26 protein-coding genes and 1 riboswitch are annotated in these 22,737 nt (G+C 36.6%); of the genes, 3 read left to right on the forward strand and 23 right to left on the reverse strand.

Annotated elements, in window-relative coordinates; genetic code table 11:
- Positions 1-7: 7 nt before the first annotated feature.
- From sufC to F0362_RS24685, 11 genes are all read right to left on the reverse strand, one after another.
- On the reverse strand, positions 8-793 hold the full coding sequence (sufC, locus tag F0362_RS24635) for a Fe-S cluster assembly ATPase SufC (protein ID WP_000929162.1): 786 nt from the start codon (positions 791-793) through the stop codon (positions 8-10).
- A gap of 238 nt (positions 794-1,031) precedes the next feature.
- The gene (gene metQ, locus F0362_RS24640) at positions 1,032-1,838 is read right to left on the reverse strand and encodes a methionine ABC transporter substrate-binding lipoprotein MetQ (protein WP_000720647.1); all 807 of its coding nucleotides are present in this window, start codon (positions 1,836-1,838) and stop codon (positions 1,032-1,034) included.
- A gap of 75 nt (positions 1,839-1,913) precedes the next feature.
- The gene (gene metQ / locus F0362_RS24645; RefSeq protein ID WP_000735098.1) at positions 1,914-2,726 is read right to left on the reverse strand and encodes a methionine ABC transporter substrate-binding lipoprotein MetQ; all 813 of its coding nucleotides are present in this window, start codon (positions 2,724-2,726) and stop codon (positions 1,914-1,916) included.
- Between the two features lie 22 nt (positions 2,727-2,748).
- Positions 2,749-3,414, reverse strand: a complete 666-nt coding sequence (locus F0362_RS24650) for a methionine ABC transporter permease (RefSeq protein WP_000359403.1) — start codon at positions 3,412-3,414, stop codon at positions 2,749-2,751.
- Complete coding sequence (locus F0362_RS24655) at positions 3,407-4,432, reverse strand: methionine ABC transporter ATP-binding protein (RefSeq protein ID WP_000601773.1); 1,026 nt, start codon at positions 4,430-4,432, stop codon at positions 3,407-3,409. Before F0362_RS24655 ends, F0362_RS24650 begins: the two co-directional genes overlap by 8 nt.
- Before the next feature lie 309 nt (positions 4,433-4,741).
- Positions 4,742-4,849, reverse strand: a riboswitch (SAM riboswitch).
- Between the two features lie 125 nt (positions 4,850-4,974).
- Positions 4,975-5,319 (reverse strand): hypothetical protein, encoded by a 345-nt coding sequence (locus F0362_RS24660; protein WP_000781224.1) that lies wholly within the window; start codon positions 5,317-5,319, stop codon positions 4,975-4,977.
- A 153-nt stretch (positions 5,320-5,472) separates the two neighbouring features.
- A complete protein-coding gene (locus F0362_RS24665) occupies positions 5,473-5,781 on the reverse strand; it encodes a thioredoxin family protein (protein ID WP_002039867.1) in 309 nt (102 codons plus the stop codon).
- Between the two features lie 3 nt (positions 5,782-5,784).
- A complete protein-coding gene (locus tag F0362_RS24670) occupies positions 5,785-6,129 on the reverse strand; it encodes a toprim domain-containing protein (RefSeq protein ID WP_000640865.1) in 345 nt (114 codons plus the stop codon).
- Between the two features lie 266 nt (positions 6,130-6,395).
- Positions 6,396-6,779: a glycine cleavage system protein GcvH gene (gcvH, locus tag F0362_RS24675; RefSeq protein ID WP_000026896.1), complete on the reverse strand. Its 384-nt coding sequence runs from the start codon at positions 6,777-6,779 to the stop codon at positions 6,396-6,398.
- Between the two features lie 41 nt (positions 6,780-6,820).
- A complete protein-coding gene (locus F0362_RS24680) occupies positions 6,821-7,186 on the reverse strand; it encodes an arsenate reductase family protein (protein ID WP_000218973.1) in 366 nt (121 codons plus the stop codon).
- Positions 7,187-7,607: 421 nt separating this feature from the next.
- On the reverse strand, positions 7,608-8,135 hold the full coding sequence (locus F0362_RS24685; RefSeq protein ID WP_000826884.1) for a hypothetical protein: 528 nt from the start codon (positions 8,133-8,135) through the stop codon (positions 7,608-7,610).
- A gap of 143 nt (positions 8,136-8,278) precedes the next feature.
- Here F0362_RS24685 and F0362_RS24690 point away from each other — a divergent pair, with 143 nt between their 5' ends.
- On the forward strand, positions 8,279-8,926 hold the full coding sequence (locus tag F0362_RS24690; RefSeq protein WP_000713778.1) for a phosphatase PAP2 family protein: 648 nt from the start codon (positions 8,279-8,281) through the stop codon (positions 8,924-8,926).
- Positions 8,927-8,992: 66 nt separating this feature from the next.
- Here F0362_RS24690 and F0362_RS24695 read toward each other — a convergent pair whose 3' ends face one another.
- From F0362_RS24695 to F0362_RS24735, 9 genes are all read right to left on the reverse strand, one after another.
- Positions 8,993-10,006: a PTS sugar transporter subunit IIC gene (locus F0362_RS24695; protein ID WP_000666180.1), complete on the reverse strand. Its 1,014-nt coding sequence runs from the start codon at positions 10,004-10,006 to the stop codon at positions 8,993-8,995.
- Positions 10,007-10,028: 22 nt separating this feature from the next.
- Positions 10,029-11,132: an L-lactate dehydrogenase gene (locus tag F0362_RS24700; protein WP_225893379.1), complete on the reverse strand. Its 1,104-nt coding sequence runs from the start codon at positions 11,130-11,132 to the stop codon at positions 10,029-10,031.
- Positions 11,133-11,272: 140 nt separating this feature from the next.
- Positions 11,273-11,521, reverse strand: a complete 249-nt coding sequence (locus F0362_RS24705; RefSeq protein WP_001002985.1) for a spore coat protein — start codon at positions 11,519-11,521, stop codon at positions 11,273-11,275.
- Between the two features lie 13 nt (positions 11,522-11,534).
- Positions 11,535-11,720: a hypothetical protein gene (locus F0362_RS24710; RefSeq protein ID WP_001180553.1), complete on the reverse strand. Its 186-nt coding sequence runs from the start codon at positions 11,718-11,720 to the stop codon at positions 11,535-11,537.
- Between the two features lie 151 nt (positions 11,721-11,871).
- Positions 11,872-12,585, reverse strand: coding sequence for a CPBP family intramembrane glutamic endopeptidase (locus F0362_RS24715; protein ID WP_000048028.1), 714 nt, complete (start codon positions 12,583-12,585; stop codon positions 11,872-11,874).
- A 384-nt stretch (positions 12,586-12,969) separates the two neighbouring features.
- A complete protein-coding gene (locus F0362_RS24720; RefSeq protein WP_000767042.1) occupies positions 12,970-13,689 on the reverse strand; it encodes an MBL fold metallo-hydrolase in 720 nt (239 codons plus the stop codon).
- Between the two features lie 116 nt (positions 13,690-13,805).
- Positions 13,806-15,608, reverse strand: coding sequence for an acyl-CoA dehydrogenase family protein (locus tag F0362_RS24725; RefSeq protein ID WP_002008874.1), 1,803 nt, complete (start codon positions 15,606-15,608; stop codon positions 13,806-13,808).
- A 256-nt stretch (positions 15,609-15,864) separates the two neighbouring features.
- The gene (locus F0362_RS24730) at positions 15,865-17,037 is read right to left on the reverse strand and encodes an acetyl-CoA C-acetyltransferase (RefSeq protein ID WP_001206331.1); all 1,173 of its coding nucleotides are present in this window, start codon (positions 17,035-17,037) and stop codon (positions 15,865-15,867) included.
- Positions 17,038-17,058: 21 nt separating this feature from the next.
- Positions 17,059-19,440 carry a 3-hydroxyacyl-CoA dehydrogenase/enoyl-CoA hydratase family protein gene (locus F0362_RS24735; protein ID WP_149890003.1) on the reverse strand — a complete coding sequence of 794 codons (2,382 nt, stop codon included), beginning with the start codon at positions 19,438-19,440 and terminating at the stop codon, positions 17,059-17,061.
- A gap of 237 nt (positions 19,441-19,677) precedes the next feature.
- Between F0362_RS24735 and F0362_RS24740 the strand changes: the two genes are divergently transcribed.
- Both F0362_RS24740 and F0362_RS24745 read left to right on the forward strand, forming a co-directional pair.
- Positions 19,678-19,824, forward strand: coding sequence for a YuzL family protein (locus F0362_RS24740; protein ID WP_001096344.1), 147 nt, complete (start codon positions 19,678-19,680; stop codon positions 19,822-19,824).
- A 97-nt stretch (positions 19,825-19,921) separates the two neighbouring features.
- Complete coding sequence (locus tag F0362_RS24745) at positions 19,922-20,761, forward strand: D-alanyl-D-alanine carboxypeptidase family protein (RefSeq protein WP_000831453.1); 840 nt, start codon at positions 19,922-19,924, stop codon at positions 20,759-20,761.
- Between the two features lie 22 nt (positions 20,762-20,783).
- Here the strand turns inward: F0362_RS24745 and F0362_RS24750 are convergent, their stop codons facing one another.
- The 3 genes from F0362_RS24750 to F0362_RS24760 form a co-directional block, all read right to left on the reverse strand.
- Complete coding sequence (locus F0362_RS24750) at positions 20,784-21,701, reverse strand: proline dehydrogenase family protein (protein ID WP_000436777.1); 918 nt, start codon at positions 21,699-21,701, stop codon at positions 20,784-20,786.
- Positions 21,702-22,090: 389 nt separating this feature from the next.
- Complete coding sequence (locus F0362_RS24755; protein WP_001290590.1) at positions 22,091-22,336, reverse strand: YusU family protein; 246 nt, start codon at positions 22,334-22,336, stop codon at positions 22,091-22,093.
- Positions 22,337-22,384: 48 nt separating this feature from the next.
- Positions 22,385-22,687, reverse strand: a complete 303-nt coding sequence (locus tag F0362_RS24760; protein WP_001018860.1) for an MTH1187 family thiamine-binding protein — start codon at positions 22,685-22,687, stop codon at positions 22,385-22,387.
- Positions 22,688-22,737 lie beyond the last annotated feature (50 nt).

Raw genomic sequence — 22,737 nt, forward strand, 5'->3', positions numbered from 1 at the left:
TCCTCTCTTACGCTTCTTGCTCTGCTGTTTCGTCTTCAATACCTAATTCTTTTTTAATCCAGTCGTAACCTTCAGCTTCTAGACGTTGTGCAAGCTCAGGTCCACCAGATTTAACGATACGACCGTTCATCATAACGTGAACGAAGTCTGGAGTGATGTAGTTTAATAAACGTTGGTAATGCGTAATCATTAGGCAACCGAACTCTTCGCCGCGCATTTGGTTAATACCTTTAGATACAACTTTTAACGCATCGATATCAAGACCAGAATCGATTTCGTCTAAGATTGCAATTTTTGGCTCAATCATCATTAATTGAAGAATCTCATTACGTTTTTTCTCACCGCCAGAGAAACCTTCATTTAAGTAACGTTGTGCCATTTCTGGATCCATTTCTAGGAATTCCATGTTTTTATCTAACGTACGGATAAATTTCATAAGAGAAATTTCATCGCCTTCTTCACGACGTGCGTTAATCGCAGAACGTAAGAAGTCAGCGTTTGTAACTCCGCTAATTTCACTTGGATATTGCATTGCTAAGAATAGACCTGCTTGTGCGCGCTCGTCTACTTCCATTTCTAATACATCTTCACCGTCAATGATGATGCTACCTTCTGTTACTTCATACTTTGGGTGACCCATAATTGCAGAAGATAAAGTTGATTTACCTGTTCCGTTAGGTCCCATAATTGCGTGGATTTCTCCACCTTTTACTTCAAGGTTTACACCTTTTAAAATTTCTTTGCCGTCAATTGATACGTGTAAGTCTTTAACCGTTAATGTAGAACCAGCCATCTCAATACCTCCATTAATCCTATATATACATTTTAAAAATTCCTAAAACGTTCATATTCTCATTTTATTCTCATTCTAATTTTATATCAAATAAAATGATATCGCAAACGACGAAAAAAAGTAACAATTTTTTCACAAATGTATATAAGTATTTCCTTTGCATCCTTATATGATACACCTTTCTTCTTATATATATAAAGAAAAAAGGACTGATAAATTCCCAGTCCTTTCCTTACGTTTATTCACTTACCGGAAGTACAGCACCTTTATATTCTTTAATAATAAAATCCTGAATTTCTTTTGAATGCAATACTTCTACCAGTTCTTTAATTTCTTTTTTCTTCTCGTCACCTTTACGAACTGCAATAATATTTGCATACGGAGAGTCTGATCCTTCAATCGCAATTGCATCCTTTGTTGGATTTAATTTCGCATCAATTGCATAGTTTGAATTAATAAATAAAGCATCTCCCTCATTATTTTCATACAGCTTCGGTGACAGTCCAGGTTCAACATCTGTTTTAAACTTTAAGTTTTTCGGATTTTCTACAACATCTTTTACTGTCGCCTTAACAACATCTACTCCATCTTTAAGCTTAATAACGCCACCTTTTTGTAATAGTGCTAACATACGGCCGCGCTCAGCCACGTTATTACTCATAATAACTGTTCCGCCCTCTGGCAGGTCTTTTAAGCTTTTATATTTCTTAGAATAAATGCCCATTGGTTCTAAATGAATTTTTCCTGCGTTTACAATTTTATATCCTTTTTCTTGAATTTCTTTATCTAAATATGGAATGTGTTGGAAGTAATTCGCATCAATTTCTTTATCCGCTAACGCTTTATTCGGTAACACATAGTCCTGGAACTTTTTAATCTCTAATTTAATACCCTTTTTCTCTAATATTGGCTGTGCTTTCTCCAAAATGACAGCGTGCGGCACGTTAGAAGCTCCAACGACAAGCTTATTTTCCTCTTTTCCCCCGCAAGCAGCTAATGTAAATACAGATAGCGCTGTAACAACTGACAGTATAATCTTTTTCATCTGATATCCCCTTCTCCCCTATAGGTATGTAGTTAGAAAAAAAGAGCCGGCATACACCAGCCCTTCTTCAAACAATTATTCTTTTACAGGAACAACTGCCCCTTTATACTCTTTAGTAATAAAGTCTTCAATTTCTTTAGAATGCAACACTTCTACAAGAGCTTTAATTTCTTTCTTATCTTTATCCCCTTTACGAACTGCTACGATGTTAGCATACGGAGAATCACTACCTTCAATTGCAATCGCATCTTTTTCTGGGTTTAATTTCGCATCAATTGCATAGTTAGAGTTAATTAGAACAGCGTCGCCTTCTTTATTGTTATACACTTGTGGTAATAAACCAGGCTCGATATCCGTTTTGAACTTTAAGTTTTTCGGATTATCTGCAATATCTTTCGGAGTTGCACTAACTGGATCTACTCCGTCTTTAATTTTTAAAATACCTTCTTTTTGTAAAATTGCTAAACCACGTCCATGGTCAGTAACGGAATTACTCATAATGATTGTTGCCCCGTCTGGCAGTTCTTTTAAGCTCTTATACTTTTGAGAGTATACACCAATTGGTTCTAAATGAATTTTCCCCGCTATTTCAAAATCATATTTTTTATCTTTAATTTCTTTTTCTAAATACGGAATGTGCTGGAAGTAGTTTGCATCTAATTCCTTATCCGCTAACGATTTATTTGGCAACACGTAATCTTGGAATTTTTTCACTTCTAATTCAATTCCTTTTTTCTCAAGCAACGGTTTTGCCTTTTCTAAAATTTCAGCGTGCGGTACGTTAGAAGCCCCAACAACTAGTTTCTTTTCATCTTTATCTTTCCCGCCACAAGCAGCTAACCCAAAAATTGAAGTTGAAATAAGTGCTGTAAGTAATAATTTTTTCATTTGAAATACCCTCCTGTTTTCATTATCTTTTATCTATTCGAGTCGTTACACTATCACCAATCCACTGAATGAAAAATACAACTAGTAACACACAAATTGTCGCAACGATTGTTACATCGTTATTTCCACGCTGGAATCCTTCTAAGTAAGCAAGTGTTCCAAGACCACCAGCACCAACAACTCCCGCCATTGCTGTATAGCCTACTAAAGCAATTGTCGTTACCGTAATACCAGATACTAACGCTGGTAATGATTCTGGAATTAACACTTTTAAAATGATTGTGCTTGTTTTTGCCCCCATTGCTTTTGAAGCTTCGATTACACCTTTATCAATTTCACGAAGTGCGATTTCAACCATTCTTGCGTAAAATGGTGCCGCTCCAATAATTAAAGCTGGCAATGCTGCACTAGCCCCGAGAATTGTTCCAAGGATAATCTTTGTGAATGGAATTAATAAAATGATTAAAATGATGAACGGTATAGAACGGAATATGTTTACAAAGGCTCCAATCCCTGTATTAACCGCTTTGTTTTCCCATAAATTATCTTTCGATGTCATAAAGAGTAACAATCCTAAAATGAGTCCTAAAACAAATGTGGCAAGCGCTGCGATTGCCGTCATATATAACGTTTCACCAGTCGCTTCTAACATTTGATTCCAATCAACATTTGCGAGTAACTTATCCATGTGCAATCACCTCCAGCTCTACTTGATCTTGATGTATTCCCTCTATCGCTTGCTGGATTGCTGTTTCCTCACCATTTAAATGAACAACTAAACTTCCGTAAGAACCGTTATTCGTTTGTGCGATATTTCCTTGCAAAATGCTAACTTCTATATCACTGCGTTGCATTAATCTTTGAAGTACTGGTCTTTCTACAGCCTCGCCGACAAACTGCAAGCGAATTACTTTGCCATCTGGATATTTTTCAATTAAACTTTCAATTGTTTCGTTTGTATCTTCAGAATCTGTTAACTGCTGTACAAAGCGTTTCGTAATGTCTTGCTGTGGATTACGGAATACGTCAAGTACTGGACCTGTTTCTACGATTTTCCCTTTCTCCATTACCGCAACACGATTACAAATCTTTCGAATTACGTGCATCTCATGTGTAATCAATACAATTGTTAAACCGAGACGCTTATTAATATCAAGTAGTAAATCTAAAATTTGATCTGTCGTTTCCGGATCCAGTGCTGACGTTGCTTCATCACATAAAAGCACTTGTGGGTTGTTAGCTAACGCTCTAGCAATCCCAACACGCTGCTTTTGTCCACCACTTAACTGGGATGGATACGCGTCTCCTCTTCCTTCTAATCCAACGAGATGAATTAACTCATCAACACGTTTTCTTCTCTTCTCCTTATCAACACCTGCAATCTCAAGTGGAAATGCGATATTTTCGCGTACAGTTCGTGACCAAAGTAAGTTGAAGTGCTGAAAAATCATTCCAATTTCTTGCCTTGCCTTACGAAGTTCACTTCCTGTAATTGCTGAAATGACACGATTTGCAATTGTAATTTGGCCAGAAGTTGGTTTCTCTAACTGATTAAACAGCCTTATTAAAGAACTTTTCCCAGCACCACTATATCCGATAACACCAAATATTTCGCCTTTTTCTATTTTTAAATTGGCGTTATCTACAGCAGTGACATCACCGCTTTTTGCCTTATATATTTTCTTTACATTTTCTAATAAGATCATGATGTTCACCCCTTTTTTAAGTAAAAAGCGCAAGCGGCTCGTTTAGAACAAGAGGACGCCCGAATCCCTGACGTAGAGGCGCTTTTTGCCTCATAGGAAGGGATGAAACGACCGACTGTTCTAGCCGCTGGAGCTGGATTTCATAAAACTTTGGATAGACTCCGCAATTTTTTTATTTTTCATGCGTGTAATCTATCGCCATAGCTCCTCTTATTATTTGAATGTCCTCCACATTCAAACAACAAAAAAACCTTTCCGCTTTAGAGAAGCAGAAAGGTTTATATGCGTATATAACAACATTATCCCTCTCTCTCATCTCTCAAAGCATTCGCTTTGCAGGAATTGGCACCATTTCAACATAAGTTGACGGTTGCCGGGCTTCACAGGGCACAGTCCCTCCACCTCTCTTGATAAGAGAAATCAGATTTAATTTTCGTCTGATTTGTAATTTATGAAATTGTCTATATTTTATGAATTGAATTGTATCAATATCCACACGTCATGTCAACAAGAATTTTCACAAAACAAGAAACTTCAGAATTTTAAGCACCTACTGACATCGGTTTACATATATGAAACATCGATTCAACTAATAGCATCGTTCGATATGTTCCCGAATATTGCACACGTTCATCGTTCATTAACGTTTGCAATCTTACATTTCCGTTCACTAATTGTTTTACATCCTCTTCATCTAAGCACACAATTTGTTCCGTTCCTCTTGCCTCTTGTGACAATTCTATATAATCTCTTGAAATTTGTAATGAACAACTTTCATCTCCAAAGCGGAAATTAACAGTTTTTTCTCCTTGTCTTAAAAGCGGTTCTAAATGATATTGACCGTTAGCGTAATTTACAAATGATTGAAGCAAAGAATATAATTTCACCCTAAATCACATCCTTCATATCACTTTCTATTACATACCATTTCCCTCTCACTAAAGAGCAATCCTGTTACTTTCGCTCGACAAATACTGTATCCATCCCGCATGTCGACATATTTCCCAAGAAATATGTCGAGGCGGCAAAAACTTTGCCGCCTACTTTAATTCCGTATATAAATATTCAACCGAATGAAATGCATATATCTTCTTCATGAGTGTCCCATTTTCAAAAACAAGTAAACAAGGCACACTTTCGATTCCATACTCTTTCGCTAAATGCGGAGCATAATTTAAATCTAACATTCCAATTTTCAACTCTTCAATCGTCATCTCGACAACCGTTAACATCTTCTTTGCTAATTGGCATGTTCCACACATCGGTGTATATACATATAGCACTGTTTTTTCTTCATTCTCTATTAGGGCTGTAGCTTCGGCTCCTGTCCAGTCAATCACTTCTATCATTCCTTACCGTAAATATTCTGTATAAACGTCAATGTCAGCTCCCCATAATACATTTGCTAAATGTGAAGAAGGTGCAGTCGCCACTTCTCGGTACGAGCGATCAATATAAATATGCTCTGCTTGCGGAAATTCTTTTCGAAACTGTTTCCTTAACTTTTCCCCTGCATCATCAGCATCCACTAGCACATATACGTCCTTATCAAAAAACTGATCAATGAGCTCATCCATTTTCGACAAACCAATTGTACCATTTGTACAAACAATTTCCACCGGTTCACGAATAATAGATTCAATCTTTCTTCTGTCTGATTTACCTTCTACAATAATGACTTTTTCTACATAAATCATATGTCATCACCCGATCACCATATACTATACAACCTTTAACTTAGTATATAGTATATTCGTTATTTTCATGTTGTTTCCTGTTTATTTTTGCAAAAGAAAAGCGGAAGCGGCTTGTTTAGATTGTAAAAAGCATGAAACTTCACTAAATAGATTTCCCATTAATGTACTCTCACATGATAATTGATTCATATATATGTGCTTTTCAACTCATTATGTAGCACAAAATAAAAAGGACAGCACAAAGGCTGTCCTTCAGTTGACTAAAATTAGTCTTGGTTTGTCATTTCTGCATATTTTTCTGCAGTTAATAACTTCTCAACTTGGCTTGCATCAGAAAGTTCAACTTTAACCATCCATGCACCCTCGTATGGAGATTCGTTTACAAGTTCTGGTTGGTCACTTAATTCTTCGTTTACTGCTACAACTTTACCGCTTACAGGTGCGTATAATTCAGAAACTGTTTTAACAGATTCTACGCTTCCGAATGGCTCGTCAGCTTCGATTGTTGCACCTACTTCAGGAAGTTCAACGAATACGATATCGCCTAGCTCACCTTGTGCAAAGTGAGTAATACCGATTACAACTTCATTACCTTCAGTTTTTACCCATTCGTGTTCTTCAGAGTAACGTAAATTATTTGGAATGCTCATGACTGTACCTCCAGTGAATGTATTAATTATGTAAAAATACCTTATTGGTACTTTTTCCACACACTTTCAAACTGCTCTTCGTTAAAACCAAGTGTTACATTCGTTCCATCTGTTACAATTGGACGTTTAATCAACATGCCATCAGATGCTAAAAGCTCATACATTTCGTCTTCGCTTGCATCTTTCAACTTATCTTTTAGACCAAGTTCGCGGTAACGCATTCCACTTGTATTAAAGAATTTTTTTAATGGTAATTCACTTTTTACATGTAAATTACGTACATCTTCTTTTGACGGTGGATTTTCAACAATATGAATCATCTCATATGCTACATCGTTTGCCTCAAACCATTTCTTTGCCTTTTGACATGTGCCACACTTTGGATATGAATAAAATGTTACTGTCATAAATTCACCTACTTTTTTACTAACCTTTACCTTTATCATATAGAAAACGTTTTATTATTTCAAACGATTATTCGCTAAACTTTTACTTATTTCGTGATAAATTTTAATAATCCTGCGAATTTTTCTTATTTTTCCGCCATTTGTTAAGAAAAAAATAAATATATAATTTTTTTCGATTCTTCTCTCATTCTGCATCGAACATATATCTTAAACAAACGTTTGATTAATTTTCTATTTTTCTATGTGAGCCTTTGTGCTGCATCAATTCTTTCCTACCGAACATACATCTTAAACAAACGTTTGATTAATTTCCTATTTTTTTATGTGAGCCTTTAAACTGCATCGATTTCTTCCTACCGGACATGCATCTTAAACAAACGTTTATTCAAAAAAGAAGAAGCCCCTTTTACGGCCTCCTCCATCATCGACTTAAATAATCTGAAATTGTTTGAAACACTACTATATACATATTATGAATATTTTGATTGGAAACCGTATCTTTATATAATCCCATACCCCAATACTGTCCTTCAGGGTTTCCCATATTTACAAATCCTTGCGTATACATCATAGCTCTATCCTTTGGGGCATTGTCATAATCTAAATCTTTTTCAGTAAAAATTAAGTATGGTTTATCTTGTAAGCCAATAAAAAACACTGGCTTCTTTAACGATAAAAATAAGTCCGTATACCGCTCCTTTGATGCCTCTTTAAAATATTCTTTCATAACGAAAAAACCATCAACTTTTGCTGATTTCTCCTGCATCTCTTCTAGCTTTACACTTTCAAACTTTATATTTCTAAACGTATCTTTCGGTTTTTCTCCAACAACTCCAATTACGAGTGCTCTCCCGTTATATTCTAATTTCTCTCCTTCTTTATCCTTTGCACACCCAGCACTCACTAGGCATATCAATATAAAAAATAAGAAATACGATAAACGCTTCATATAGCACTCTCCCCTTCTTTTAAGTCAAGTGACAAAAACGTAAGGTTAATTCAAGAAAATGTAAGTAAAATCGATAGCCCAATTTACGTTTCTATATTATAATCAATTGAATTTACCTACATTACTAAACATAGGAGATTATCATGAAGAAATTTAAACTTTCATCTTTTCTTCCGTTAAGTTATATACTTCTACTCGTACTCGTAAGTCCCCTTTACGACGTATTAAATAAATCAACTGTTCACGCAGTAGATGTCACAACTGTAGTAGATGATTGGATTCCATTTGTAAAAGCATTTATTATTCCTTATTTACTTTGGTTTCCTTACTTATACGGCGCACTTATTTATTACTGCTTTGCTGATCGAAAGCAATATTACGTTACTTTAAGTAGTGTAATTCTTGGCAAACTTGCTTGTTTTTCTATTTATTATTTTTGGCAGACAACTGTACCACGTCCAACTGTCGTTGGAACAGACGTATTTTCTGAACTAGTTCGCTATATTTATAGTATTGATCAACCGGTAAACTGTTTCCCTAGCATTCACGTTCTTACGACATTTGTAATTATGTTAGCTGCCTTTAAGCGTAGAGAGCAACATGCTTTTGAATATTATATCCTTACTTTCTTCGGTACACTTATCATTTTATCAACACTATTTACGAAGCAACATGCATTTGTAGATGCTGTTTCTGGAATGACGCTCGCGAGTATATTATACTTCGGCGTTCAGCTCTTATTAGCAAAAGAAACAGTACGCATTCCAGTAAAACAAAATCATAAGATGTAACATAACAAAAAAGCAGACTGTGGCTTCTTCAGTCTGCTTTTATCTATTATTAAGGAGATTTTCAAATTAAGATTGCGGTACAGTCATATCACCAGAATGAATACGACCTGCTTTTTTAAGAGCAATGTAAAGTATATAAGAAACAGCTACTGGAATGATGATATAAGTGATTGCCATAGCTGGAAGAACTCCCCATCCTTGACTGGAAATTAAATTAATTGGTGCGATAAGAGAACTTAATCCAAGACCAGCGATTTCTTTCCCTGCTTCTAATTGGAAAATTAATGCCGATACTGGGCCGACTATCGCACTAGCGACGACAGTCGGGACGAGAATCATTGGATTTTTAGTAATGTTTGGCAACTGTACTTTCGGAGTACAAAGCGCCTGAGCTAATATGCCACCTAAATTATTTTCTTTCGCTGAGATTACAGAGAATCCGATAAACTGAGCAACGCATCCTGCTAGAGCTGCACCACCTGCAACGCCATCTAAGCTAAGTGCGATCGCTAATGCAGCTGATGAAGCTGGAGAGATAAGTAATAGCCCCCAAACTACTGCAATGACGATAGAAGCGATAAACGGGCTACCAGCTGAACTATCTTTAATAAATGCTCCAACTGTATTTAAAACAGGAGTAATATTATGAGATAACCAAATACCAACTAAACCAGAACCTAATATGGCCGCAAATGGAACGAGCATCATATCTAACGCAGTTTTTCCACTTAAACGTTTACCGATATATACAGCTAAAGTTGCTGTTAATAATGCACCGATTGGCTCACCTGTTTTAATGATTAGACCCGCTTCAGTAATTGAAATGGATCCGGCACCAATCGCTCCAGCTACCATCGCTGAAAAGATAACAAGACCGTTTGCACCGAGCATAAAAGCAATGCCGGCACCAATTGCTGGTGCCATAAGTGATTTTGCAACAACTCCGATTGTAATAAGTAATGGAATATCAACAATTCTTCCTATATTTTCGATCAGTAAACCAATTCCGAGGGATACGAAAATACCTTGTGCGATTCCAGCAGATGCTTTAAATACACGAGACATTATATATTCCTTCATTTGTTTCACCTTCTCCTATAAGTTAGTAACCAATTGTTTTCATATAATCACGTAAAATATCGTTTGATTTTGCGAATCGAGATTCTTCGTCCTCTGTTAAGTTTAGTTCTACAACTTCTTTCATACCATCTCTAGTAATAATAGCTGGCACTCCTGTACAAATATCATACTCACCGTACTCTCCATCTAAAATGGCTGATACAGCAATAACACGGTGATCATCGTTAAAGATTGAGCTCGCAATATACGCTAGAGAATTTCCGATTCCGTAATAAGTAGTACCTTTTCGTTTATAAATTTCCCATCCTGCTTTTGCAGTCTTCTCAACAATTTCATCTAAATCTATTTCACCAAATCGTTCTTTTTGCTCCTCTAAAATTTGTAGAATTGGCTTTCCACCAACAGTTACGTGAGACCAAGCAACCATTTGAGAATCACCATGTTCTCCTAATGAATACCCATGAATACTACGAGGATCTACATGTAACATTTCAGATAAAATTGTTCTTAAGCGAGAAGAATCTAGTGATGTACCAGTACCGATCACACGATTTCTAGGTAATCCAGATAATTTCCACACTTCATATGTAATAATATCAACTGGGTTCGATGCAAGTAAGAAAATACCGTCAAATCCACTTTCCATTACGCCGCCAACAACACTTTCCATAATTTTCGCACTCGCTCCTAAAGTATCTAAGCGACTTTGTCCAGGTTTTGGTGCTGGTCCCGCTGTAATAATAACGATGTCCATATCTTTGCAGTCTTCATAGCTTCCTGCATATACTTTTGTTCTTGTATTTGTAAAGTTAATGCAATGTGATAAATCCATCGCTTCCCCAACTGCACGTTCATGATTTATATCAATTAATAATAGCTCTTCGCAAATGCCTTGATTTACAATGGAATATGCACAACTTGATCCAACTAATCCAGTACCGATAATTGCAATTTTTCTTGTATTTCTTTTCATAGCAATCTCTCCTAATTGATCATATAATCTATTTCTTTTGTTCTTTACACTCTTAATTATAGAGATTCCCACGATAGAAACCATGGATACTTTGTGAAATATTGAGCAAAGTTTTTGTCCTTTTTGTGAATTGTTATATTTAATTTTCGTCATATTTGTTACAACTGAAAAAATATTTATTATGTATTTATTGACATATATAAATTGAAACTTCAATCAACCTTTATCCATTGGGCTTTTACGGGACAAAACAAAAAAACGAGCGACTTCATTCGCTCGTTTTTTTCATCCCATTATTCCGCACTTAATTGGCCTTTTAATTGCTGCACAATCATTGGATTCGCAGGTGCTGCCGGTTTGTAATAACTCTTTTGCTTTGCGTACTCATACATATTACGTTGGCGCATTTCATCTTGATTACGAATTTGAATTAATGTTTGGTGTAACTGTTCATTATCAGACTGAGCAATATAATTTGCATAACTTGTTAAACTTGCATTTAATCCTGCTAAATAATCATTTACCATATCTTTTTCATTCATTTCTCTCTTCCTCCTATCCTAAAAAAGTCATTAATTGTTGCTTCGTATTTCGTGCATCTTGCGCATCCTTTTGTAGCATTTGTTTCAACTCTGGATCTGTACACGTCTGTGCATACTGCTCCAACTTGTTAATAATTGTTGCGTGTCCACCGATTAAATGACGTAAGTTTTCTACTTCAAGCTCTGTTAAATTTTGCATGGAATACTCCTGCCTTTCTTTGTTCATTCGTCATTAGTATTTGGTTCTTTTTGGATTATATACATGCATGAATTAACTTCTCCTACCTATAAACAAAATAAAAGATGCATAGCTAGGCCATCCATCTTTTATGCTAAATATTCGTTCAATTTTATAGAGATACAATCATACTTATACTCACAAGTAAATTCCATACAATGTGTAAAATAATACTAGGTATAATAGATTGCGTCTTTTTGTATAACATCGCAAACACAATCCCCATAATCGTCGCCGTAATTAGAAGACCTCCATGAAGAATTCCAAAAATGAAGGAAGAAATAATGATACCAACTAAAAAATTATATTTCTTTTCTAAAAATCGATATAAAATACCTCGAAATAGAATTTCTTCTTTAACCGGTGTAATTATAGCAACACTTAACACATATATAATACTTTGTAGACTATTTTGAAGTCCTAAGCTCCCTAATTGTTTCTGTTGTTCTGCTGCACTTTCAAAACTAAACACATGTAACATTAAATATTGTGATAATGCAATAACCATAAAACCAATTAATAGATATAAATATGTCTTCCCATTCTTCAAAACGGATAAATCCCAAATATATTTAATAAAATGAAGAACTGGTTTATAAGCTAATAAAACGATAGCAACAACAGCTGCATCTAATAAAAGGAAATAGTACCCTTCTAAATTATCACGCAACGCTTCCTCACCATAAATCCCAAAAGCTAAACCAAGGAATAACCCTCCTAGAAGTAAGAATCCTAAAATGATTGCTATCATTACAAATAGATTTTTATATGTTATATTATCTATTTTCCTTTCCACACTATACGCTTCTAACACCGTTTTACTCATACTATTCCTCCATTTGTTTTCATTACCTTAACAAAAATCCTTTAATATAAATATAAGGATAATATAACAAAAATTTCAAAAAGAATAATATGCAATTTTACATATTATGAACGCTTTGTATTCTATAGTTTTAGGAATTATATTATTATAAAATAAAAATTTCTTACTTCCACATCATGATCCCCACTTCATACTAAACCTTATGAATAAAAGGAGAGGTAAACATGAAAACACATGATTTTCTTACTAAGGTGCAAGATAGCTATGACCCTAACCCAAGCCAAGACCCTTTTATATTTATGTTTTTCGGTTTCCTATTAGCGATATACACATACTTAAAACCCACAAAATAATATCATTTAGCAAAAAAGAGCCTCTAAACAATTAAAGGCTCTTTCTAGTTAAATTCCTTTCCGCTTCTTCAATCGCCCGTTGCATTTGCACTAACGGATTTTTAATCATCTTCCCATGCCCTGTCGCTAATATAGACGGCTTATACTCTAGCAATTTCTGAGCGCTTTTTAATGAAACTTCTGCATCCCACGTACCAAACATAGGAAACGGAAAAAGCCACATCAACTGCCCTGCTACCGCCACTCCTCCTCTCGTTTGAAATGCATCTCCAACAATGAGCGCATCATTTCTCGTGTCTAAAAACGCCATTGATCCCGGTGTATGGCCTGGGGCTGCAATTGCTACAAGTGAACCAATTTGATCTCCCTCTTGAAGAAGGATATCTGGAATCGTCTTTATCCTTTTTGACACACTCACTTTTACTTGCGTGCCTGGTTCTCCGAGTTGCAGTGACAAATCCCCTTCAAGTAAACGAGCATCTCTTTCAGAAATATAGACCGAAACATTCGGCAGTTCTTGTTTTATAGCATCAAGCGCTCCTACATGGTCATCATGTGCATGTGTTATAACGATATTCGTAATCGGTTTTCCTAGTTTTCCAGCCGCTTCTAAAATCTTCTTTGCACAAAATGGCAAAGCTGCATCAATTAACGTTAATCCTGTTTCTTCTTCGACAAAGTAACAGTTAATCGGAAATAGACGCGGTAAAAATGCGATTTGATGAACTGTTCCTACTTTTATTAACTTCATCTCCTATCCCTCCATGAAAAAGAGCTGTTTACAAATACATATGTAAAACAACCCTTTTCAAGAATCCATCAATAAAAAAACCAGCAGCCAAACGGCCACTGGTTCCTTTTCATCTATTAAACTGTATAACGCTCATCTTCTAAAATTTTCGCAGCGATTTCACGTTTCTTCGGAATTACGTTAAGTGGCGTGTGACGAGTTAATTTACGTAATGATGATAACATCATGCGCAGCATGTCGCCGTTTTCAACTGCGATAAGTGTTTCTTTCGCATCTGCTTCGATTTCGTTGAATGCTTCTTGGCAGAATACTTCAGTGTATAACACTTTTTGTTTATTCTTTTCAAGACCAGTTGTTTTAATTGCTTTTTCTGTACGAAGAACAGCTGATTCCATTGCATAAAGGTTGCTTACGATGTCAGCGATATTCACAAGAATTTCTTGCTCTTTATCTAATGCTTTACCGTATTTTTGAGCCGCTAATCCAGCTACCATTAAGCCGATTTTCTTCGCGTTAGTTACTAAATATTTTTGAAGTGCTAATGGCTCATCGCCTACTTCTTCTGGCATCATCATCATTAACTCTTCTTGTAATTTTTGTGCTTTTTGAAGAAGTGGTAATTCACCTTTCATCGCTTTACGTAAGAACGTACCTGGTACGATTAGGCGGTTAATTTCGTTCGTTCCTTCGAAAATACGGTTAATACGAGAATCGCGGTACATTCTTTCAATCTCGTATTCTGCCATAAATCCGTAACCACCGTGAATTTGAACACCTTCATCTACTGTATAGTCTAATACTTCAGAACCGAATACTTTATTTAAAGAGCACTCGATTGCATATTCAGCGATAGAAGCTGCTACTGCTTTACCGTCTTTCACTTCTTCTTCAGATAATGTGCTCATGCGGCTTTCGAATAAACCTACTGTACGATATACAGAGCTTTCAGCTGCATATGTTTTCGCTGCCATATTCGCAAGTTTCTCTTGAATTAATGGGAAGCGAGCGATTGGTTGTTTGAACTGTTGACGTTGGTTTGCATATTGTGCTGAAATTTCTACTGCACGTTTCGCAGATCCAACTGTACCAACACCTAATTTATAACGACCGATATTTAAAATGTTGAACGCGATAATATGACCTTTACCGATTTCACCAAGTAAGTTCTCTTTTGGTACTAATGCATCTTCTAAAATTAACGTACGAGTTGAAGAACATTTAATACCCATTTTCTTTTCTTCTGGGCTTGTAGATACGCCAGCATATTCTTTCTCTACGATAAATGCTGAGAAGTGCTCTCCATCGATTTTTGCATATACGATAAATACGTCAGCGAATGCAGAGTTTGTAATCCACTGTTTTTCACCATTTAATACGTAATGTGTACCTTCTGCATTTAAACGTGCAGTTGTTTTTGCACCTAATGCGTCAGATCCTGAACCTGGCTCTGTTAATGCGTATGCAGCTAATTTTTCACCAGTTGCAAGTAATGGTAAATACTTTTTCTTTTGCTCTTCGTTACCGAATAATACGATCGGTAACGATCCAATACCTACGTGAGCACCGTGAGTAATTGCAAAACCACCAGCGCGAGAGAATTTCTCTGCGATTAACGCTGAGCTTACTTTATCAAGACCAATTCCACCGTACTCTTCTGGTACGTCAGCACCTAATAAACCAAGTTCCCCAGCTTCTTTTAAAAGACGAACAGAACGATCAAACTCATGTTGCTCTAAATATTCAAGCTCCGGAAGAACTTCATTTACGATAAAGTCCTCTGTCGTTTTTGCAATCATTTTATGCTCAGATGAAAAATCTTCTGGCGTAAACACTTGATCAATCGTAATCTCATCAACTAAAAAGCTACCGCCTTTAACCGCATTTCCTACTGTTTTTTCCATGAAAATTTCCTCCTTCATATTTTCATGAGCCGCTTCTCTCTTTTTGAAAGAAACTGGCTCTCCCGTTTATTTTTTATAAACCTTTGTTGCTTCCATTCTTTTTTTCATAATCCAGTTCCAGTGGCTAAAACAGTCGGTCGTTTCACCCCTTCCTGTGAGGCAAAAAGCGCCTCTTCGTCAGGGCTTCCAACGCCCTCCTGTTCTGAGCGAGCCACTTCCACTTTTTTTATAATCCAGTTCCAGCGGCTAGAATGTTCGGTGGCTTGCACTTTTTTTATAGTAATTCAAACACTCCCGCTGCTCCCATTCCGCCGCCGATACACATTGTTACGATACCGAATTGTTCGTTGCGGCGTTTCATTTCGTGAATAAGAGATAGTGTTAGTTTTGCTCCTGTACAGCCAAGTGGATGTCCAAGTGCAATTGCACCACCGTTTACGTTTACTTTTTCTTCATCTAAACCAAGTTCACGAATAACTTGGATCGATTGAGAAGCGAATGCTTCGTTTAGTTCGAATAAGCCAATATCAGATAGCTCTAAGCCAGCTAGTTTTAACGCTTTTGGAATTGCAGCGATTGGGCCGATTCCCATTACTTCTGGTGGTACGCCAGCTACTGCAAATGAACGGAATTTCGCAAGTGGCTTCATGCCATCGCTCACTGCTTTTTCACGATCCATTAATAGTACAGATGCTGCACCGTCACTCATTTGTGAAGAGTTACCAGCCGTTACAGAACCGCGAACGTTAAATGCTGGACGTAATTTACCTAAAATGTCTAGCGTCGTCTCTGCTCTTACACCTTCGTCTTGTGCGAAAATGATTGTTTCTTCTTGCAATTTATTGTTTGATCCAACCGAGCGTAACGTCACATCTACAGATACTGTTTCATCAGCAAAGTTCCCTGCCGCTAATGCTTTTGCAGCACGTTGATGACTTCTTACTGCAAATGCATCTTGCTCTTCACGAGAAATTCCATATTTCACAGCAACTTGCTCTGCTGTATGTCCCATGCCCATATAATATTCTGGAGCCGCTTCTACAAGGCGACTATTCGGACGAACGACGTGTCCCATCATCGGAACCAAGCTCATTGATTCCGCTCCGCCTGATAATACAGCTTCAGAGTGTCCAAGCATAATGCGCTCTGCTCCGTAAGCGATACTTTGTAAACCTGAAGAACAGTAACGGTTAATTGTAATAGCTGGAACATCGTAAGAAAGCCCTGCTAATCCGCCGATATTACGAGCCATATTTAAACCTTGCTCTGCTTCTGGCATCGCACAACCGAAAATTAAATCATCGATTGGTCCTTCATAATTCGCACGCTTTAACGTTTCCTTTACTACTAACGCCCCTAGATCGTCAGGACGAACTGTTTTTAATGAACCCCTCTTTGCTTTTCCAATTGGTGTTCTTGCTCCCGCAACAATGACAGCTTCTCTCATGAACGATATCTCCCCTCGTTATTAGTTACGTAATGGCTTTCCTTTTACAAGCATGTGCTGCATTCTTGCTTGTGATTTCATCTCACTTACTAAGCTAATAAATGCTTCACGTTCTACATCTAATAAATACTGCTCATCAACTTCTGTTCCATACGGTACTTTTCCGCCCGCAATGACATATGCAAGTTTCTTCGCAATGTGAAGATCATGTTCAGAAATGTAACCTGATAAATGCATTGCTTCTGCACCAAGTACAAGAGTTGCATACCCTGTTTCGCCAACAACTGGTATCTTTTTACGGATCGGTGCTTTATAGCCAGCTTCATATAAAGCAAGTGCTTTTTGTTTCGCATCGTATAATAAGTGATCACCATTCACACTAATACCGTCTTTATCGCCTAAGAAGTTGTTCGATACAGCTTCTTGTGCTGATGTAGAAACTTTCGCCATCGCTACAGATTCGAATACTTTATTCGCAACTTTTTGCAGATCAAACTCTACACCGTTTGGCATTTTATTTAAGTGTTTAATGTATAGCTCTTTATTACCGCCTCCGCCAGGGATTAAGCCAACACCAACTTCTACTAAGCCCATATACGTTTCACTAGAAGCTTGAATGCTAGCTGCTGGTAAGCAAACTTCTGTACCTCCACCAAGCGTCATACCATATGGTGCTGCTACAACTGGCTTAGAAGAGTACTTAATTTTCGTCATTGCATCTTGGAAGTTTTTCACAACCCACTCAATTTCAAAGTAGTTGTCATCTTGTGCTTCCATTAAGATCATTGCTAGGTTCGCACCAACGCAGAAGTTCTTCGATTGGTTACCGATAACAAGACCTTTATAATTCTTTTCTACTTCATCAACAGCGTAGTTAATCATTTGTGTAATATCCATACCGATTGCATTGCTCTTCGAATGGAATTCTAAGCAAAGGATGCCGTCACCTAAATCAATTAAGCTCGCGCCGCTATTTTTCTTTAATACGCCATTTTTCTCTTTTAATTGTTTAAGAGAAATTGCTTTTTTATTACGCTCGATTAGCTTATATTCACCATTATCGTAATAGTAGCTATCGCCGTTATCATGTTTATAGAAAGTAGTAAAACCTTTCTCTACCATTTCTTTTACCCAAGCTGGTACATTTACGCCGTTTTCTTCCATCTTTTGAATCGATTTTTCAACGCCGATTGCATCCCAAATTTCAAATGGTCCTTGCTCCCAACCGAAGCCCCATTTCATCGCTTGATCAATTGCCACGATATCGTCAGCAATTTCTTTATGAAGCTTTGCAGAGTATAAAAGAGTTGGTGTGATGATATTCCATAACAACTCACCTGCGCGGTCTTTCGCGTATACAAGCGCTTTCAATTTATTCGCTAATCCTTTTTCTTGCTTACTTAGCTCTACGGATGCAGCTTTTAATTTTTTGCGCGCTTCGTATTCCATCGTTTCAGGATTTAATTCTAAAATTTCTTTTCCTTGTTTTAAGAAGAAGCCTTGACCAGTTTTACTTCCAAGCCATTTTTTATCAAGCATGTCATGCATGAAAGTTGGTACTTTAAATACATCACGCTCTTCTTCTTGTACGTTTTCATATACGTTATTTGCAACGTGTACGAATGTATCTAAACCAACAACATCTAATGTGCGGAACGTTGCGCTCTTCGGACGACCAATTAATGGACCCGTTACAGAATCAACTTCTCCAATGCTATAGCCGCGCTTAATCATTTCTTGAAGCGTTACAAGCAAGCCGTACGTACCAATGCGGTTTCCAATAAAGTTTGGTGTATCTTTTGCGATAACAACGCCTTTTCCAAGAACGTCTTCGCCAAATAATTTCATGAAGCTTAATACTTGTGGATCAGTTTCTTTCGTCGGTATTACCTCTAGAAGTTTTAAATATCGTGGTGGGTTAAAAAAGTGTGTTCCTAAGAAGTGTTTCTGGAAGTCGTCTGAACGACCTTCTGCCATTTTTTCAACGGAAATGCCTGACGTATTTGAGCTAACAATAGAACCTGGTTTACGAACAGCATCTACTCTTTCAAATAATTTCTTTTTAATATCTAAGTTTTCAACTACTACTTCAATAATCCAATCTACATCAGCTAGACGCTCAAGATCATCTTCTAAGTTACCTGCTTCAATCAGTGCTAAATTTCCTTTCACTGTCAGAGGAGCTGGTTTTTGCTTCAATAGTTTTTGCAGTGCCGTATTACTAAAACGATTTCTCACACTTTTATGTTCTAATGTAAGTCCCTTCGCTTCCTCTTCTTTTGTTAGCGCAGGTGGTACAATATCAAGCAATAATGTCGGAATACCAATATTAGCTAAGTGTGCCGCAATTCCTGAACCCATTACGCCTGAACCTAGAACAGCAGCCTTTTTAATTTGGAACATCCAATTCTCCCCCTATTCTTGAATGAATGCTCATTCAATTTTTCGACATAAGTCGCAATCAATGAGTGAGCCTCTACTAATAAATATATGATACAGTTTGAATTTTCGCAATATATTTATTGATAAAATTTTCTGAAATAAATATTTTTCTTTTATTTGCCCATGCTATATATATGTATTTTCTTCACTCAAATACACTTTTCCTTTTTATAATCTGACGAAACTGGAGGAATATATATGGCAAAACTTAAGAAGAACCCTTCAAAAGCTGGAATTAGCGCAGCAAGCGTAACTGGAAATGCAGGTCCACATAATCACGGTGTGGAAAAGGGCCGTCAAGGTAATAACCAACAATATAAGAAGCATAATATGGGCGAAAAATAACGGTATATTTTTGGGCAGAAAACGTGGCATAATGATTAATGGCTGCTTTTTCTGCCCAATTTATTTGTACATATGGAAAACAAAAGAGGGAACGATGATGAAACGAACAATAGTTATGATTGTAATGATTGCTACACTATTTACAGGGATGATTTTCTTCTCTTATGCACAAAGACACCAAACTGTAAGAGGTGATCAGCCTAGTATCACGGGGCAATACGGAATTACAATCGATGCAGACACAGGTGAAATTTTGTATGGAAAACGCGAAGATGAACGCTCTTATCCGGCTAGTATAGCCAAAATGATGACAACCCTTCTCTTACTAGAGAATGTAAAAGAAAATGAAGAAATTACAGTTACAGAAAACGCAATAAAAACAGAAAGTCAAAGTAAAAAAATTAAGCTGCGTGCTGGGGAAAAATTAAAACGGGATGAGGCATTAAAACTTATGCTTATCATTAGTGCAGACCCAATCTCTGAGTCAATTGCAGAACATATCGCAGGATCAAAAAATGAGTTTGTGAAAATGATGAATGCTAGAGCGAAGGAACTTGGTACAAAGCATGCAACTTTCAAAAACGCAAGTGGTGCTGATGCACTTGGAAATAAAGTATCACCATATGACATTGCCATTATTACGAAAGAAGCATTAAAATACCCAATCGTTTTACAATATATGAATTCAGTACATACAACTCTACATACTTCTGAACGCTCTCCAAAAATCGCAAACTATGGACGAGAGGAACTATATGACGATCCATATGCGATTGGAAGTAAAAGCGGTTTATCTGCACTCGGAAAATATACGGTCGTAACTGTTGATGAGAAAGACGGTAAACGCGTTATTAACGTCGTATTATCTTCTACTCGCGCGCAACTATATCCTGATACGAAGAAAATGGCACATTACGCATTTAAGCAATTAAAATAACCAAGGAGTATGTTCTCCTTGGTTATTTTTTAACCATACCTTTTAATACGAACGCAACGTTCGCTGGACGCTCTGCTAGACGGCGCATGAAATAGCCATACCAGTCGTTTCCATAAGGTACATAAACACGCATCTTGTAGCCTTCTTTTACAAGCTCAAGTTGACGCTCATTACGAATACCATATAACATTTGGAATTCAAATTGGTCTCTTGGAATATTGTGTTCTTCGGCAAGTTTTTTCGTATATTCAATAATTGCTTCGTCATGTGAAGCAATTGCAGTATAATTTCCATTTAATAAGTGCATTTTAATAATTTTTTTATAGTTATCATCTACATCTTTCTTATCCGGGAACGCTACATCTTCAGGTTCTTTATAAGCTCCTTTTACAAGACGTAAATTAGGACTATAAGCATTTAATTCTTCCATATCTTTTTCTGTACGATATAAGTAAGCTTGAATAACTGTACCAATATTATCGTATTCAGATTTTAATTGTTTAAAGATCTCAATTGTTTTCCCGCAGCGCGTATAGTCTTCCATATCAATTGTAATAAACACACCATTTTCTTTTCCAGCTTCTAAAATACGGCGCATATTGTTCATTACGATTTCATCAGAGATATCTAATCCCATAGAAGTCATCTTTAAAGAAAGCTGCGAATTAAGACCTTCTCTTCCAATTGCACGAATCGCTTCAATCGATTCGCTAGCCATTTCATTTGCTTCCGCTTCGTTATCAACAAATTCACCTAAATAATCGATCGTTACACAAAGGCCTTGCTTGTTCAATTGTTTAATAGCTGCTGTCGCTAATTCGATTGTCTCCCCTGCGACAAAACGACCTGCTCCAAAGCGTAAACCGTACTTTTTAGCTAACTTTGTTAGCGCTTTATTTTTTGACAAGAAAAGAAACGAATTTCGCATTAATTGTTCCATGTAATTCACCCCTATGACTGTAATTTATCTGTTTTTTACCCCTCTTCGAAATTATATCATTCTTTAAAATTATTTGATACAAATAATTATTTAGACAATTTATAAAATACTATAAAAACATTTAAAACCTTATATTCTTGCTTACAAATATAAAGGGAATATTTTTCGACATTTAGAAAAAACGGGTTTACTGGGCCTCAAATAGACATGTCGAAAATATTCGACATGTCTATAAAACCCTTTATATTCCATATAAATTATATAAAGATATTAATAAAGTGAAAATTCAATTAGAATAAGGCGGGCCCTCCCCCTCTGATTATTAACCCTCACCAATCGGGCTTTTACGAGATAAAAAAAGCTTAAGGTGACATTCACCTCAAGCTCTCTTATTTTTCATTTCGCTTCTCTTCATTTATCTTTTTTATATCCGAGATTAACTGTACCATTTCTTCTTTCGCATCGGGATACGTCTCATTCCAATGCTTAACTAAAGCCGGCATCGTCTTAGCTATGTAAGAATACAGTGCCCACTTCTGCACCTGTTCTTTTCTTTCTTCATTGCTCTCTCCAAGTAATAGTTCCGTGTATTTCTCTAACAACCCATCAAATTGTTCGTTAAACTTTTCACTCATCTTATCTACCTCCTATATGAAAAAAGCAGCGAAGATCGCTGCTTTTTCTTATAATTTTGATCGAACAGAGTTTAATTTCTTCTCCATTGTGCTTACTTTATCACGACGATCATCGATACGAATTGTTGTCGCAACGCGCTGTGCACCTTTCGTATATGGAACTTCATGCATTTGTTGAATGACTTCTAGAATGACAGGAAGATCTCCTTCAATAATTGTATTCATTGGTGTTAATTGATACTTCACGCGATCTGCATTTTTCTCTAGCACCTTTTGTACTTCTGCTACATATTCACTAACACTTGGATTACCTGTTCCTACTGGAATAATCGAAACGTCAACAATTGCCATAGTAGTTTTCCTCCTATAATTGCTTCTTATATATCCATTGTCTATTTTAC

The organism is Bacillus sp. BS98 (assembly GCF_008432245.1).
In the GTDB taxonomy this organism is placed as follows: Bacteria; Bacillota; Bacilli; order Bacillales; family Bacillaceae_G; genus Bacillus_A; species Bacillus_A toyonensis.

Bases quoted from the DNA above. Each gene is read 5' to 3' on its own strand.
- F0362_RS24755 (WP_001290590.1), bottom strand. From the start codon at position 22,336: ATGAGTGAAAAGTTTAACGAACAATTTGATGGGTTGTTAGAGAAATAC.
- sufC (WP_000929162.1), bottom strand. From the start codon at position 793: ATGGCTGGTTCTACATTAACGGTTAAAGACTTACACGTATCAATTGAC.
- F0362_RS24720 (WP_000767042.1), bottom strand. From the start codon at position 13,689: ATGAAGTTAATAAAAGTAGGAACAGTTCATCAAATCGCATTTTTACCG.
- metQ (WP_000720647.1), bottom strand. From the start codon at position 1,838: ATGAAAAAGATTATACTGTCAGTTGTTACAGCGCTATCTGTATTTACA.
- F0362_RS24705 (WP_001002985.1), bottom strand. From the start codon at position 11,521: ATGAATGAAAAAGATATGGTAAATGATTATTTAGCAGGATTAAATGCA.
- F0362_RS24690 (WP_000713778.1), top strand. From the start codon at position 8,279: ATGAAGAAATTTAAACTTTCATCTTTTCTTCCGTTAAGTTATATACTT.
- F0362_RS24700 (WP_225893379.1), bottom strand. From the start codon at position 11,132: ATGACGAAAATTAAATATAACAATTCACAAAAAGGACAAAAACTTTGC.
- F0362_RS24650 (WP_000359403.1), bottom strand. From the start codon at position 3,414: ATGGATAAGTTACTCGCAAATGTTGATTGGAATCAAATGTTAGAAGCG.
- F0362_RS24725 (WP_002008874.1), bottom strand. From the start codon at position 15,608: ATGAAGGAGGAAATTTTCATGGAAAAAACAGTAGGAAATGCGGTTAAA.
- F0362_RS24735 (WP_149890003.1), bottom strand. From the start codon at position 19,440: ATGTTCCAAATTAAAAAGGCTGCTGTTCTAGGTTCAGGCGTAATGGGT.
- F0362_RS24680 (WP_000218973.1), bottom strand. From the start codon at position 7,186: ATGACAGTAACATTTTATTCATATCCAAAGTGTGGCACATGTCAAAAG.
- metQ (WP_000735098.1), bottom strand. From the start codon at position 2,726: ATGAAAAAATTATTACTTACAGCACTTATTTCAACTTCAATTTTTGGG.
- gcvH (WP_000026896.1), bottom strand. From the start codon at position 6,779: ATGAGCATTCCAAATAATTTACGTTACTCTGAAGAACACGAATGGGTA.
- F0362_RS24670 (WP_000640865.1), bottom strand. From the start codon at position 6,129: ATGATTTATGTAGAAAAAGTCATTATTGTAGAAGGTAAATCAGACAGA.
- F0362_RS24655 (WP_000601773.1), bottom strand. From the start codon at position 4,432: ATGATCTTATTAGAAAATGTAAAGAAAATATATAAGGCAAAAAGCGGT.
- F0362_RS24665 (WP_002039867.1), bottom strand. From the start codon at position 5,781: ATGATAGAAGTGATTGACTGGACAGGAGCCGAAGCTACAGCCCTAATA.
- F0362_RS24750 (WP_000436777.1), bottom strand. From the start codon at position 21,701: ATGGAACAATTAATGCGAAATTCGTTTCTTTTCTTGTCAAAAAATAAA.
- F0362_RS24685 (WP_000826884.1), bottom strand. From the start codon at position 8,135: ATGAAGCGTTTATCGTATTTCTTATTTTTTATATTGATATGCCTAGTG.
- F0362_RS24760 (WP_001018860.1), bottom strand. From the start codon at position 22,687: ATGGCAATTGTTGACGTTTCGATTATTCCAGTAGGAACAGGTAATCCA.
- F0362_RS24710 (WP_001180553.1), bottom strand. From the start codon at position 11,720: ATGCAAAATTTAACAGAGCTTGAAGTAGAAAACTTACGTCATTTAATC.
- F0362_RS24715 (WP_000048028.1), bottom strand. From the start codon at position 12,585: ATGAGTAAAACGGTGTTAGAAGCGTATAGTGTGGAAAGGAAAATAGAT.
- F0362_RS24730 (WP_001206331.1), bottom strand. From the start codon at position 17,037: ATGAGAGAAGCTGTCATTGTTGCGGGAGCAAGAACACCAATTGGAAAA.
- F0362_RS24745 (WP_000831453.1), top strand. From the start codon at position 19,922: ATGAAACGAACAATAGTTATGATTGTAATGATTGCTACACTATTTACA.
- F0362_RS24740 (WP_001096344.1), top strand. From the start codon at position 19,678: ATGGCAAAACTTAAGAAGAACCCTTCAAAAGCTGGAATTAGCGCAGCA.
- F0362_RS24695 (WP_000666180.1), bottom strand. From the start codon at position 10,006: ATGAAGGAATATATAATGTCTCGTGTATTTAAAGCATCTGCTGGAATC.